Source organism: Mycobacterium asiaticum (assembly GCF_001673635.1).
GTDB lineage: Bacteria > Actinomycetota > Actinomycetes > Mycobacteriales > Mycobacteriaceae > Mycobacterium > Mycobacterium asiaticum_C.
The window spans coordinates 138,806-151,637 of the sequence record NZ_LZMH01000010.1 but is presented as its reverse complement, the minus strand read 5'-3'; the positions used below and the strand labels follow the sequence as shown (position 1 = coordinate 151,637).

Here is a 12,832-nt window from a genome sequence, read left to right as displayed (position 1 = left end):
GGAGATGGCCGCCGAAGGGTGGCGCCATTGTTGGCGCGAGCAGAGACCGACAAACCCCCCCCCGGCGGGGGGGGGGGGTGTTTTCGCGTCTGCTCGCGCCAACAAACCTAGGGTCCGAGCTGGTAGGTCCCCGTCTGCGGGTTGTGATACCCTTCGGCGGCCTGCTCCTCGAAAGTCCGGTCTAGGCGCTCGAACCGGCGGCGGATCGAGGCGCGCGCGGCCTCGTGCGGCAACACGTATAGCCGGTTGGCCAGGATCGCATCGGCGGTCAGGCGGGCGACCGCATTGACATCGAGGGTGTCGTCCTGCTGGGGGAGTGAGCCCGTCGAGCCCGTGACATCGGGCTGGGAGGCGAGCCCGTAGTCTGCGCCGCGGATGCGTTCGGAATTGGACACCAGCTTGGTCTCGATGACCATCGGGCACAGCACCGACACACCGATGCCGTTGCCCTTCACCTCGCGGGCCAGCGTTTCGGCCAGACCCACCACCCCGTACTTGGCGACGCCGTACGCGCCCAGCCCGGCGTTGGGCACCAGCCCGGCGAACGACGCGGTGAACGCGATGTGCCCACCCGTGCCCTGCTCGAGCAACCTCGGCAGGAAGGCCTCCACGGCGTGGATGTTCCCCCATAGGTCGATATCGATCACCCAGCGCCAGTCCTCGTGCGTCATCTCGGCGATCGGGCCGGCGACGACGATGCCCGCGTTGCTGAACAGCACGTCCACCTGTCCGAGCAGCCGGAAGGACTCCTCGGCCAGGTGCACCATCTCCTCGAGATGCCGCACGTCGCATTGCACGCCGTGCGCGTCGAAGCCTTCGCCGCGCAGGTGGGTGACGGCCTGCTCCAGCCCGGGCTGGTCGACGTCGGCCAGCACCACTCGCGCCCCGCGACGGGCGAATTCGGCGGCCGTGGCCAGGCCGATCCCGCTCGCGCCGCCCGTGACTACCGCCCCGCGTCCGTCGAAACTCGACAAGTTTCCGTCCATAGGCGGAAACCCTATTTGAGGCAGCTCCCCGCGTCGACGGGCAGGGTGACACCGGTGATGTACCGGGCTTCGTCGGAGGCCAGGAACAGCACGGCATTGCTGATGTCCTGCGCGTCAACCCACGGGACGGGCAGCGTGTGGAACATCTGGCAGATCGGTGCCATGTCGTCGGGGCCCGGGTTCTCCAGGTCCGGGCGGAACAATTTCCAGGTGCCCTCGTTCATGATCATCCCGGTGCTCACATGCGTGGGATGCACCGAGTTCACCCGAATCATCTTCTGCCCCAACTCGACTGCGAACGAGCGCATCAGCCCGACCACACCGTGCTTGGCGGCGACATAGTTGCCGCAATGCGGGTACGCCTTCAGCCCGCCGACCGAACTGGTCAGGATGATCGATCCGCCCCGGCCGCCGGCAAGAATATGCGGCACACCGGCTTTCACCGTTTTCCACACACCCGACAGGTTGACGTCGATCATCTCCTGCCAGTCGTGTTCGGTGCACTGATCCAAGGTGTCCCCGCCGTTGCCGATGCCGGCGTTGGCCACGATGATGTCCAGCCGACCCAACTGGTCCACTCCGGCATCCACCGCCGCCTTCAGCCCGTCATAGTCGCGAACGTCCACTTCGGCGGTGTAGATCTGCCGGTTGTAACTCTTGACCAGATCAGCGGTTTCGGCGAGATCCTCCGGCGTCGCCGCCGGGATCGGGCTCGTTGCCACGACTCGTTTGCACACGTCGATGGCGATGATGTCGGCGCCCTCCTGTGCCAACCGCACCGCGTGGCTGCGGCCCTGGCCCAGCGCCGCCCCCGTGACGAAGGCGACTTTGCCTGCTACCCGCCCCTTGCCGTCTTCGCTCATTGTTACCTCGTTTCCTGATTCAGCCGAGAATTGCCGGCATGGACTCCCAACCCCGCACCGTGGACGTCGGGGAAAGCTTGGCGTCGGTAAGGTCGACATCCCAGTCGGGGAAGCGCTTGAGGATCTCCTCGAGCGCGATCCGGCCCTCCAGCCGGGCCAACGCCGAGCCCAGGCAGTAGTGGGTGCCGACGCTGAACGTCAGGTGCTGATGTGGCTCGCGGTAGATGTCGAAAACGTCACCGTCGGGCGGGAATTGGCGGTGGTCCCGGTTTGCCGCGCCGATCAGCATCATCATGACGCTGCCTTCGGGCACCCGCTGGCCGTAGTACTCCACGTCGCGGGTGACGTATCGTGCCACGTGCGGAGCCGGCGGCTCGTACCGCAGTAGCTCCTCGACGGCTACCGGGATCAGCGCGGGGTTCTCGACCAGCGCGCGCCGCTGATCGGGATGTTCGGCCAGCACCTTGCCCGCCCAACCGATCAGCCGGGTGGTGGTCTCGTTGCCGGCTCCCGACACCACGGTGATGTAGGTGAGCAACTCGTCGCGGCGCATCCGGCGGACCGTGCCGGTCTCGTCCTCGAATTCGGCATTGAGCAGTTCGGTCGTCAGATCGTTGGACGGGTTCGCGGCGCGCCAGTCGATGTACTGGCCGAAGAACTCGCCGCTCAGCATCGCCTCGGCCGAGATCTCCATCGGCTTGCCGGCCTCGGTGCGCATCTGCGCGTTGGCGAAATCGCGTGCGGCTTCCTGATCTTCTTCCGGCACACCGAGCAGCATGCCGATCACCCGCATCGGCATCTGCGCTCCGAGGTCGCTCACGAAGTCGAATCGACCCGTCCCGATCAACGGATCCAGGCTGCGCGCGCAGAATTCGCGGATCTTGGGCTCGAGATCGTTGATCTTGCGCGGAGTGAACATGCGCGACAACAACTTACGGTGAATGTCATGAATGGGCGGGTCCTCGAAGATGAGGACGCCCGGCGGCATCTCGATGTTGGCCCGGATCAGTTCCAGTATCGCGCCCCTGGCCGAGCTGAAGGTCTGGTAGTCGACGATCGCATTGTCGACGTCGGCGAAGCGGCTCAGCGCGTAGAAATCGTGTTGCTCGTTGTAGTACAGCGGCATCTCTTCGCGCAGCCGCTTGAACATGGGATAGGGGTCGGCGTTGAGCTCGACGTCGTACGGATCGAAATAGACGTCGTTGGCTGCGCTGACTGTCACGGGTGATTGCCCTCTCGCCGGTAACGCGCCCTGTTCGTCAGGAGGGCGCGACAATGCCGCCTGTAGAACTCTGTCATCACCCACCAACGAGTGTCAACGTCGAATCCGTTTTGGCTATTTGTAGTTCTTTTCAACAGAGAATACCGTTCTCACGGAGATAATGACGTGCGATATTCGCTCATGCGAATTTGAGTTCGGTCGAACTACTTGCCCGCGAATCCGCGTGAGCAGAAATCCCAGACCTCGTCGGCGCTGATCGGGTGCACCGTCGCGTCGTCGGAGCCGCCGCTGGACTGCGCGATGAACATGACCGTCTGCATCGTCATGGCGGCCACACGCTTGGCGTTGACGTCAGCGCGCAACTTGCCGGCTTCGCTTGCGGCTTCCATCAGCTCGGTCAGCAAAGCCAGCAGGGGGGCATGGGCGATCTTGACCTCGGCAGGATGGGTCACCAGCAAACGGGGCGCGAAATCGGTGAACAGCGGGCGCTTGGCGGTGGGGTCCGGGCGCGAAGCCTCGTAGAGCAGTTCGACGGCGACCTTTAGCCGCTCCAGCGGATCGGTGTGACTCTCGGTGGCGGCGCGGATCTGGTCGGCCGACCGGCTCAGGGCGTCCTCGAACAGGGCCAGCAATAGCTCGTGCTTGCCGTCGAACTGCAGGTAGAAGCTTCGCAGGGACTGACGCGACCGGTCCACGACCTCCTGGACGGTAAAGTCCGTGCTGCCCTTCTCGATGATGATGGCCTGCGCGGCGTCCAGGAAGCGCTGAACGCGCTGCGCGGCCCGCAGTTTTGCGGTCTTGATGGATCGCTCGACGGCCCGCTGCTTCCAGGCCGGCTCTTCACTGGGGTTCGTCACGGGCGGCTCAGGAGATTGCCGCGAGGAGAGAACATGATTGGACTGTACCGGAGAACGTCGTGCCATCGCGGTGCTCGACCTCCTCACGGACGATGTCTTGGAGATTGTAACTTCCTCACGGCGAGAATACTATTCTCTTAGACGCGTGTTTGGGAAGCGGATTCGTGAGAGCGAACCCGGTCAGCCCTCAGAAGCACCCCGATAAACCCGGAGAGGCCCGTGCAGCTGACGTTCGATGCCGATGTCGAGGCATTCCGCGCCGAATTCATCGCTTTCCTCGACGAGCATCTGCCCGACGAGGCCGTCGGGATCGAGCGGCCGCGGTCGTGTTCGCACCTGCCGGAATGGGCGGCCCAGTGGCAGCGGCTGCTGTTCGACCACGGCTGGCTGCTGCCCGGCAACCCGCCCGAGTTCGGCGGCCGCAACGCTTCGCTGCTGCAGCAGTATGTGCACGCCGACGAGATGGCCCGGCGCCGGATCTATCGCAGCTTCAATCCCCAAGGCGTGGGGATTATCGCGGCGTCGCTGCTGTCGTTCGGAACTCGTGAACAGCAGCAGCGTTGGGCGATACCGATTCTGCGGGCCGAGATCACCGCATCGCTGGGCATGAGCGAACCCGGGGCCGGATCGGATCTGGCATCGCTCAAGACGCGTGCGGTGCTCGACGGTGACCACTTCGTGGTGAACGGACAGAAGGTCTGGACATCCGGTGCCCACGATGCCGACGTGCTGCTGACGTTCGTGCGCACCAACACCGAAGTCCCAAAACACAAGGGCATCAGCGTATTGCTGATCCCGACCGATACACCCGGGGTGGTGCGCCGTCCGTTCGCCTCGATATGCGACCACGAGGACGTCGACTTCAACGAGGTGTTCTTCACCGATGCGCGGGTGCCGGCTGAGAATCTGGTCGGTGAACTCAACGCAGGCTGGCGGGTGGCACACGGGTCCCTTGGCCACGAGCGCGCGATGCTCTGGCTCGACTATGCGAACCTATTGGACGAGCTGACAACCGATTACACGCCCAGCGGGGTGCTGGAGCGGGATCGCTACGCCACCCTGGTGATGGACGCCCGGGCGATGCGACTGCTGGGTTCGGCGGCGACAGCGCGCGCGGCGCGCGGGGAAGAGGACGTGCCGGCGCAGTCGGTCCTGAAACTACTTGGCTCCGAAGCCCTGCAGCGTGCCGCCGAGGACGCGCTGAACGCCAAGGGCGCCGACGGCCTCGTCCACCCGGCGATCACCGCACCGTTTGCCCCGCTGAATCTTGATGACTACTACGGCAGTTGGTTCGACCGCTACGCACGCAGCTTTGCCGGCACCATCGCCGGGGGCACCTCGGAGATCCAGCGCAACATCATCGCCGAGCGGATCCTGGGCTTACCCCGCAACTGAGGCGCCACGAGCGTGAATCTCACGACGCCCACGCGGCGTGTCGCGTCGTGAACCGCACACTCGGCGTCAGAGGTCAGAGGTGGGCGCGTCACAAGTGTGCGAGCCGCGGCGCAAATCCCCGCTCCCGCACAGCTTTCCCCGCCGCCCGGGTGAGCTCCCGCGAGCTGCCGAGCAGGCCGTCGAGCACCAGCGCACGCTTGACGTGCTGGTGCAGTCGGTGTTCGGCGGTGAAGCCGATGCCACCGAGCACCTGCTGGCAGTGCCGCGCCGCGGTCAGCGCCGCTTGTCCCGCAGCGGCTTTGGCCAGCAGGCACGCCAGCTCATCGGGCTCATCGGTGGCGGCCTGCAGCGTGGCCTCGGCGCCCTCGATGGCCACCAAGGTCTCCGCGAGCCGGTGCCGCACCGCCTGAAACGACGCGAGCGGCCGGCCGAACTGCACGCGATCCAGGGCGTGCTGGCGCGCCAGGGACAGCATCGCCCGGCTGGTGCCGACGAGCCACCAGCCCAGCGCCGCGCGCCCCTGGCCCAACGGCACCGGTTTCCCGGCTGACGTCCGGTGTATCGGCAGGTCTGCGTCGAGCGCGGTCGACGTGTCGTCGCTGCGTGCCCAGACCACCCAGGAGCCGCCCGCATACGGCAGCGGCACGGTGCCCCCACCCGGGCTCCCGGCGGCGCACAGCACGACGTCATTGAGCACCGGCGCATGCGCTCCGGTTTCGCCGAGCAGCCGGAAGACCAAGGGAATCGCAGATTCCGGGATTTCGGCGAGCATGTCGAGCCAGCCGAGTTCGGTCAGGGCCGCATCGAGCTTGGCGCCCGAGGCGCCCGTCATGGCGGTGCGCAGCGAGTCCGCTATCAGCTGGAGTTCACCGGGGTCGCTCACGCTCACTCCTTGCCCAGGTCCAGTAGCCGGCGGGCGATGATGTTGCGCTGGATTTCCGCGGTGCCCCCGTAGATGGTGGCCGCCCGGGAATACAGGTATTCCGGACGCCAGGCTGTGTCGTCGAGTTCGAGGGCTCCGGGGAGCAGGTCGTGAACCGTGTCGTACAGCCTTTGTTCGGCACCGGCCAATAACACCTTGTCGATCGAGGTGTCCGGTCCCAGCCGCGCTCCGCCCGCCAGCCGGTGCTGCGTCGCTCGGGACCGGCAGCGCAGTGTATGCAATGCCAGATATGCGGCACCCAAGGAGGATTCGTCGGCATCAACCGATTCGGCGATCAACGCGTCGAAGCGCGAATACAGATACGCGATCCGCTGCCAGAAGCAGGTCGACCGCTCGTACGGCAGCAGGTCCATCGCCAGTCGCCAGCCGTCCCCGGGCCGGCCGAGCATGCGGTTAGACGGGATCACCACGTCGTCGTAGTAGACCTCGCAGAATTCGTCGACGCCGTGCATGGTGCGCAGTGGGCGGACGGTGATGCCCAGGGTGTTCATATCGACGAAGAACGCGGTGATTCCGTCATATCCGGGCGCGGTCCGGGTGAGCAGGATGCAGCGCGTGGCGAACTGCGCGTAACTGGTCCACACCTTCTGGCCGTTGACGATCCAGTTGTCGCCGTCCGGCGTGGCCCGGGTGGACAGCGACGCCAGGTCGCTGCCCGACCCCGGTTCGGAGAATCCCTGACACCAGGTTTCTTGGCCACTGAGCAGTCGGGGCAACATTTCGGTGGCGAGTTGTGGTGGCGCGTAATCGATCATGGTGGGGGCCAGTACTTCGACCATCGAGTAGGGTCCCGGCTCAGCCAGTCGGCGGCCCACCACCTCCTCACCGACGATCGCGCGCAGCAGCGCGGGCCCGCCCAATCCGCCGGCTTCGGCCGGCCACCCGTAGCGCATCCAGCCGGCTTCGTAGAGCGCGGCATGGACGCGGGCGAGCTGACGCATGTGCCCTTGCAGCGAATGGTCCGGCTCCGGGGTCAAGTCATGCTCGTCGAGCCAGGCGCACAGCTCCGCGCGGAACTGCTCGACGTTCACGGCGTGGGGCGGCCCACGGCGTGCGGACGGCCCGAGTCGTGCACGCCGCTGCGCCGAATGAACGTCATGGCGCGGGTTTTCAGCCGCCAGCCGTCGGCGGTCCGCTGGTAGGTGTCGCGATAGTAGCCGATCCGCATGTCATGCGCGGAATGTTCGATGAAGCACAGCGGCTGGGTGCCGCTCGCCGAGTCACCCTCGAGTTGCTCCACCAACGCCGTCCCGGTCATGAACAGGCCCTTGGGGGCGGCGGCGACCAACTCGGGAAAGCGGTCCAGGGTGTAGGTGTCACCGAATGCGCTGTAGGTGCCGTCCGGCGTGAAAACCCCGATGAGACCGTCGATGTCGCCTTGGGTGATGGTCACCGCGTACCGGGCCAGCAATTGCTGAATCTCGACCAGGTCGTCAGTTCTGGTGGGCATATACCTTGCCGCCTTTCATCACAAAGCCGACGTTTCGGGTAACGGTGATGTCGTCCAACGGGTTTCCCGGCACCGCGATCACATCGGCGAGCAATCCCTCGGCCAGCCGGCCGCGGTCGGTGCAGTTGATCAACTCGGCGGCGGTCACCGTGGCTGCCCGCAGCACCGCCAGCGGCGGCAACCCCCATTCCACCAGGGTGACGAGTTCGTCGGCGTTCTTGCCGTGCGGTATCGCGGGCGCGTCGGTGCCGACCGCGATCTTCACCCCCGCCTCGTAGGCGGCCTTGATCGATGTCTTCGCCTTCGGAAACATCTCGGCGGCCTTGTCCTGCAACTCCTTTGGAGCGTGTGATACGTCCATCGCCTCGGCGAGCCGGCGGGTGGTCACCAGGAACCGGTCGTTGTCGACCAGCATCTGGATGGCCTCGTCGTCCATCAGGAAGCCGTGTTCGATGCAGTCGATGCCGCACGCGACTGCGTGCTTGACCGCTTCCGCTCCGTGGGTGTGAGCGGCGACCCGCAGCCCGCGCCGGTGCGCCTCGTCGACGATCGCGCGCAGCTCCTCGTCCGAATAATGTTGTGCACCAGCTTCACCGGTCAACGACATCACACCGCCTGAGACGCACACCTTGATCAGCTGCGCACCGTGCTTGATCTGGTATCGCACGGCCTTGCGGATCTCGTCGACGCCGTTGGCGATGCCCTCCTCGACCGTGAGCTCGAGTGCGCCCGGCATGAACGCGGCGAACATCGTCGGGTCCAGGTGCCCGCCGGTAGGCGTAATCGCATGTCCAGCAGGCACAATGCGCGGTCCGTCGATCCAGCCCGCGTCGATCGCCTTGCCCAGCGCGACGTCTAGCAGGTAACCGCCGGTCTTGACGAACAACCCGAGATTACGCACGGTGGTGAATCCGGCGCGCAGGGTGCGGCGGGCATTGCCGACGGCGCGCAGCACCCGCGTCGGCGGATCGTCCTGCACCTGGGAAAGACCCGGCTTCTCACCACGGCCGCCCATGAGCAGGTTGACTTCCATGTCCATCAACCCGGGCAACAGGATTTGATCGCCCAGATCGATCACGGTGTCTTCTGGGCCCGCCGGGCCCGAGCCGCCGACGCCGACGATGCGATCACCCTCGATCCGCAGCACGCCCGGTCGGACGATCTCACCGGCGTCGACGTCGAACAGCCCTGCCGCCTTGAGGGTCAGCCGCGATGAGTCGCTTGCGCGAAGAGCGTCGGGCAATGTCAGATCACCGGCTCCCGGGTTAGTTCCACCCACGCCGCACCGCTGTCCGGGACGCGCGGCTGCTTCCAGGCCTCGATGGGAAACGAGACCATCACCAGTGACTGCATCAGGTGCATGAGCGTGCGGGCGTCCTCGGGCAGGTCGTCGAGCGGGTACTTGTCAACGTAGTCGATGACATCGTTGAGGAGTGGGAAGGCGACGTCGTAGAACTCCTGCATCTCGGCCATCGTCGAGGCCAGCCGCTTGGCGTAGCGATCGGGTTCGTGGGCCAGGTCCCAGTCCAAAAACGGCTCCAGGGCCGCGAATTCAGCGGGAAGCGCCATTGCCGGAGTACTCCTTCACGTAGTCGCCGGTCACCTTGTGCAGGTGCCGGAGCAGGATTTCCTGGTCGCACAACGGGAAGTCGCTGACGACCTTGGTGCCGATCATGGTCTGGGTGGCTTCCAGGGTGTTGGCGTCCTGCAATGCGTATTCCTTGAAGGTCACCGCCGCCAGTTCCTGCGCCAGGCGCTCCCGCGCGTTGCGCGGCGGCACGAAATACAGCGTGCACTCGAAGATGTGCTTGTCGACGGCGGTCGGCCAGTAGTGGTAGGTCAGGAACCAGCCCGGCTCCCAGATCAACAGCATGAAGTTCGGGTAGAAGTGCCACGAGTCGATGCCCCACTGCTTGACCTTTTTCGGGTTTACTCCCGGCGGCAGCTGGTCGAGGTTGGCGATGACTTCCGGCTTGTCCCACGGCCCGAACAGCCCGCTGCGCAACACCTGATCCATCGGCTTGACCATCTTCATGTCGGCCGGCGGGGCCTGACCACCCCAGGTGGAGATCATTCCGTGCGGGCTGACCAGCTCGTAGTGCAGCGCCTCGAAGCCGTACTTGATGATCTTGGCGGCTTCTTCCTTGGTGTACTGCCCTTGGTGCAAAACCGGCGCGTGATAGAACTCGGCGAACGCGTCGATGAACAACTTCCAGTTGCTGCCGACCTCGGCCCGGTACGAGTAGGTTTCGGTCATCTCGGCGAACGGATAGCCCTCGATGCCCTTGGCCAGCGGTCCGAGGTAATCGATCAACGGCTGGGCCGCCTGGTCAAAGTTGATGAAGATGAAGCCTTCCCACACCTCGCAGCGCACGGGCACCAGGCCGTAGTCGCTCTTGTCGACGTTGAAGAACTCGTCCTCTTGCTGGATGTAGGTCAGATCTCCGTCGAGGCTGTAGCGCCAGGCGTGGTACTTGCAGGTGAACTGCCGACAGGTACCAGACGTCTCTTGATGTGGAAAGTCGTTCCACACCAGCTTGTTTCCACGGTGACGGCACACGTTGTGGAATGCCTTGACCGAGCCGTCCTTGGTCTTGACGATGATCACCGACATGCCTTGCCCGGCCGACGGCAACTCCTTGGTGAAGTAGCTGCCGGTGCGGGGCAGTCGTTCGACCCGACCGACGTTGAGCCAGGTGCGCTTGAAGATTGCGCTGCGCTCGGCTTCGAAGAACGCCGGATCGATCGAGTCGGTGTAGTCGACCGGCGCCGTTCCCAGTTCGGGATAGTTCTCTGTCCAGCTTCCGGCGGCTGGCTTCGGGAAGTGGGCCACTCTTACTTCTCCTCGGATTTGGTGGTTGTCTCGACCTCGACACCAAAAGTGTTGAGTGCCATGGCGAGCATGATGTAGGAGCCGACCGTGAAGACGTAGTCCATCCGCTGGCGGTCGTCGAACCGCGTGCCCAGCGTGGCCCAGGTCGGATCGGACAGCTCAGACTGCTCGTCGAGTTCGTCCACGCCGGTCAGGATCGCGCGTTCGAATTCGTCGAACGCCGTGTCGGCGATCTGCGGCTGCCGCGCCGCCTCGACCTCGGCGTCGGTGACACCCTCCCGCTTGGCCAGGTTCACGTGGTGCGTCCATTCGTAGGTGCAGCCGCGACGGTGCGCGACCCGCAGGATGGCCAGTTCGCGCACGCGCGGCGGCAGGGTTGACGTGAACAGCAGATGCACATTGAACTTCAGGAACGCCTTGGTCAGGACGGGGTGGTTGACCAACGTGGCCAGCACGTTGGACGCGTCGCGCGGATTGCGGCGTTCCGCGGGCAGCATTGCGGCCAGCGCCTGGTCGACAGACTCGTCCCAGCGGTCGGCGGGCAGCGGCGGCAAGCGCATCGCGCGAGTATCCTCTCGGTCAAAGAGAATCGTATTCTCATTTCCAACCAATAGACTCACACATATTGTTCTGTTGGTCAATCTCGGAGCGAAACGATCCGCACCGGGTGGGAGAGGGCTCGCGCCCGCGCCGCGCCGAGAGTCGTTCCCAACCGGAGAATTTGCCGTTCGTTCGCAGCTTGCCGGGGCTTTCCGCCCCACTGGCGGCAATGCTGGATGTTGATTCTCGCTTCGCGAGAAGCTAGTTTTCAACTTATAGAGATTTTGCGCACGCGGGGCTTGACTGTGCCGGTCGGGGGCCGGTGGAACCCGCGCGTTCGTTGAGACCCGTGCGATCGGTTGGGTCCGGCCAGAATTAGAAGGGAAGCGTCGTGAACAAAGAGGACATGATCCTGATCAGCGTGGACGACCACACCGTCGAGCCGCCGAACATGTTCCAGAACCACCTGGCGAAGAAGTACATCGACGACGCACCGCGTCTGGTGCACAACGCCGACGGTTCGGACATGTGGAAGTTCCGCGACACGGTGATCCCGAACGTCGCGCTGAACGCCGTTGCCGGCCGGCCGAAGGAGGAGTACGGCATCGAGCCCACCGGGCTCGACGAGATCCGGCCCGGTTGTTACAACGTGGACGAGCGGGTCAAGGACATGAACGCCGGTGGCATCCTGGCCTCGATCTGTTTCCCGTCGTTCCCCGGCTTCGCCGGCCGGTTGTTCGCCACCGATGACCCCGACTTCTCGATCGCACTGGTGCAGGCCTACAACGACTGGCACATCGAGGAGTGGTGCGGCGCCTACCCCGCGCGGTTCATCCCGATGGCCATCCCGGTGATCTGGGACGCCGAGGCTTGTGCCGCCGAGGTGCGCCGGGTCGCCAAGAAGGGCGTGCACGCGCTGACCTTCACCGAGAACCCGGCCGCGATGGGCTACCCAAGCTTCCACAACGAGTACTGGAACCCACTGTGGAAAGCCTTGTGCGACACCGACACCGTGATGAACGTGCACATCGGTTCCTCGGGCCGGCTGGCCATCACCGCGCCGGACGCGCCGATGGACGTGATGATCACGCTGCAGCCGATGAACATCGTGCAGGCCGCCGCGGACCTGCTGTGGTCACGGCCCATCAAGGAGTACCCGGACCTCAAGATCGCGCTCTCCGAAGGCGGCACCGGCTGGATCCCTTACTTCCTCGAACGCGCCGACCGCACCTACGAGATGCACTCGACCTGGACGCACCAGGACTTCAAGGGCAAGCTGCCCAGCGAGGTCTTCCGCGAGCACTTCCTGACCTGCTTCATCAGCGACAAGGTGGGCGTCGCGCTGCGCAACATGATCGGCATCGACAACATCTGCTGGGAGGCCGACTACCCGCACAGTGACTCGATGTGGCCGGGCGCGCCCGAGGAGCTGTGGGACGTGTTGTCCATCAACAACGTTCCCGACGACGAGATCAACAAGATGACCCACGAGAACGCCATGCGCTGGTACTCGTTCGACCCGTTCACGCACATCACGCGCGAACAGGCCACCGTGGGCTCGCTGCGCAAGGCGGCCGAGGGCCACGACGTGTCCATCAGGGCGGCGGGCCACGCCAAAGACAGCCGCGACGGCTCGTCCTTCGCGGAATTCGCGGCCAACGCGAAAGCCATCACCGGCAACACGGAATGACGCGTATCGGCCGAGCAGACGCAAAGGCGCCCAAGCCTCCGGCGTGTCGGGGG

Annotated in this window: 13 protein-coding genes and 1 pseudogene; 3 read left to right on the top strand and 11 right to left on the bottom strand. The window is 65.1% G+C overall.

The genetic code is table 11. The features are described from left to right. Positions 1-107 precede the first annotated feature (107 nt). From A5645_RS03395 to A5645_RS03380, 4 genes are all read right to left on the bottom strand, one after another. Positions 108-974 carry an SDR family NAD(P)-dependent oxidoreductase gene (locus A5645_RS03395; RefSeq protein WP_436405461.1) on the bottom strand — a complete coding sequence of 289 codons (867 nt, stop codon included), beginning with the start codon at positions 972-974 and terminating at the stop codon, positions 108-110. 23 nt (positions 975-997) lie between these two features. Next, on the bottom strand, positions 998-1,849 hold the full coding sequence (locus A5645_RS03390; RefSeq protein WP_065035342.1) for a mycofactocin-coupled SDR family oxidoreductase: 852 nt from the start codon (positions 1,847-1,849) through the stop codon (positions 998-1,000). Between the two features lie 19 nt (positions 1,850-1,868). Beyond that, positions 1,869-3,071 carry a cytochrome P450 gene (locus tag A5645_RS03385; protein ID WP_065035343.1) on the bottom strand — a complete coding sequence of 401 codons (1,203 nt, stop codon included), beginning with the start codon at positions 3,069-3,071 and terminating at the stop codon, positions 1,869-1,871. Between the two features lie 203 nt (positions 3,072-3,274). Beyond that, a complete protein-coding gene (locus tag A5645_RS03380; protein WP_065035344.1) occupies positions 3,275-3,928 on the bottom strand; it encodes a TetR/AcrR family transcriptional regulator in 654 nt (217 codons plus the stop codon). A gap of 219 nt (positions 3,929-4,147) precedes the next feature. On the opposite strand from A5645_RS03380, the pseudogene A5645_RS29390 reads away from it, so the two are divergent. Both A5645_RS29390 and A5645_RS29385 read left to right on the top strand, forming a co-directional pair. After that, positions 4,148-4,801: pseudogene (locus A5645_RS29390) on the top strand (acyl-CoA dehydrogenase family protein); the annotation flags it as partial. Next, entirely contained in the window at positions 4,799-5,323 is a 525-nt protein-coding gene (locus A5645_RS29385; RefSeq protein WP_436405460.1) for an acyl-CoA dehydrogenase family protein, read from the top strand. The pseudogene A5645_RS29390 and the gene A5645_RS29385, both read left to right, overlap by 3 nt. A gap of 88 nt (positions 5,324-5,411) precedes the next feature. Here A5645_RS29385 and A5645_RS03370 read toward each other — a convergent pair whose 3' ends face one another. The 7 genes from A5645_RS03370 to A5645_RS03340 are packed head-to-tail and all read right to left on the bottom strand — an operon-like array spanning position 5,412 to position 11,109. Beyond that, positions 5,412-6,155: an acyl-CoA dehydrogenase family protein gene (locus tag A5645_RS03370; RefSeq protein ID WP_081288132.1), complete on the bottom strand. Its 744-nt coding sequence runs from the start codon at positions 6,153-6,155 to the stop codon at positions 5,412-5,414. 53 nt (positions 6,156-6,208) lie between these two features. Then, on the bottom strand, positions 6,209-7,297 hold the full coding sequence (locus tag A5645_RS03365) for an acyl-CoA dehydrogenase family protein (RefSeq protein WP_065128452.1): 1,089 nt from the start codon (positions 7,295-7,297) through the stop codon (positions 6,209-6,211). Continuing rightward, the gene (locus tag A5645_RS03360; RefSeq protein WP_065036439.1) at positions 7,294-7,716 is read right to left on the bottom strand and encodes a nuclear transport factor 2 family protein; all 423 of its coding nucleotides are present in this window, start codon (positions 7,714-7,716) and stop codon (positions 7,294-7,296) included. Before A5645_RS03360 ends, A5645_RS03365 begins: the two co-directional genes overlap by 4 nt. Continuing rightward, the gene (locus A5645_RS03355; protein WP_065128450.1) at positions 7,700-8,959 is read right to left on the bottom strand and encodes a metal-dependent hydrolase family protein; all 1,260 of its coding nucleotides are present in this window, start codon (positions 8,957-8,959) and stop codon (positions 7,700-7,702) included. The genes A5645_RS03360 and A5645_RS03355 overlap by 17 nt, the downstream gene beginning before the upstream one ends. A gap of 2 nt (positions 8,960-8,961) precedes the next feature. Next, on the bottom strand, positions 8,962-9,285 hold the full coding sequence (locus A5645_RS03350; protein ID WP_065036437.1) for a hypothetical protein: 324 nt from the start codon (positions 9,283-9,285) through the stop codon (positions 8,962-8,964). Further along, positions 9,269-10,549 carry an aromatic ring-hydroxylating oxygenase subunit alpha gene (locus A5645_RS03345; protein ID WP_065128449.1) on the bottom strand — a complete coding sequence of 427 codons (1,281 nt, stop codon included), beginning with the start codon at positions 10,547-10,549 and terminating at the stop codon, positions 9,269-9,271. The genes A5645_RS03350 and A5645_RS03345 overlap by 17 nt, the downstream gene beginning before the upstream one ends. Positions 10,550-10,551: 2 nt before the next feature. Then, positions 10,552-11,109 (bottom strand): carboxymuconolactone decarboxylase family protein, encoded by a 558-nt coding sequence (locus tag A5645_RS03340; protein ID WP_065036435.1) that lies wholly within the window; start codon positions 11,107-11,109, stop codon positions 10,552-10,554. 371 nt (positions 11,110-11,480) lie between these two features. On the opposite strand from A5645_RS03340, the gene A5645_RS03335 reads away from it, so the two are divergent. Next, positions 11,481-12,779: an amidohydrolase family protein gene (locus A5645_RS03335; protein WP_065036434.1), complete on the top strand. Its 1,299-nt coding sequence runs from the start codon at positions 11,481-11,483 to the stop codon at positions 12,777-12,779. The last annotated feature ends 53 nt before the right edge of the window (positions 12,780-12,832 follow it).

Excerpts from the sequence above, each read along its gene's own strand:
- A5645_RS03390 (WP_065035342.1), bottom strand. The coding sequence starts at position 1,849 with ATGAGCGAAGACGGCAAGGGGCGGGTAGCAGGCAAAGTCGCCTTCGTC.
- A5645_RS03370 (WP_081288132.1), bottom strand. The coding sequence starts at position 6,155 with ATGACGGGCGCCTCGGGCGCCAAGCTCGATGCGGCCCTGACCGAACTC.
- A5645_RS03360 (WP_065036439.1), bottom strand. The coding sequence starts at position 7,716 with ATGCCCACCAGAACTGACGACCTGGTCGAGATTCAGCAATTGCTGGCC.
- A5645_RS03350 (WP_065036437.1), bottom strand. The coding sequence starts at position 9,285 with ATGGCGCTTCCCGCTGAATTCGCGGCCCTGGAGCCGTTTTTGGACTGG.
- A5645_RS03340 (WP_065036435.1), bottom strand. The coding sequence starts at position 11,109 with ATGCGCTTGCCGCCGCTGCCCGCCGACCGCTGGGACGAGTCTGTCGAC.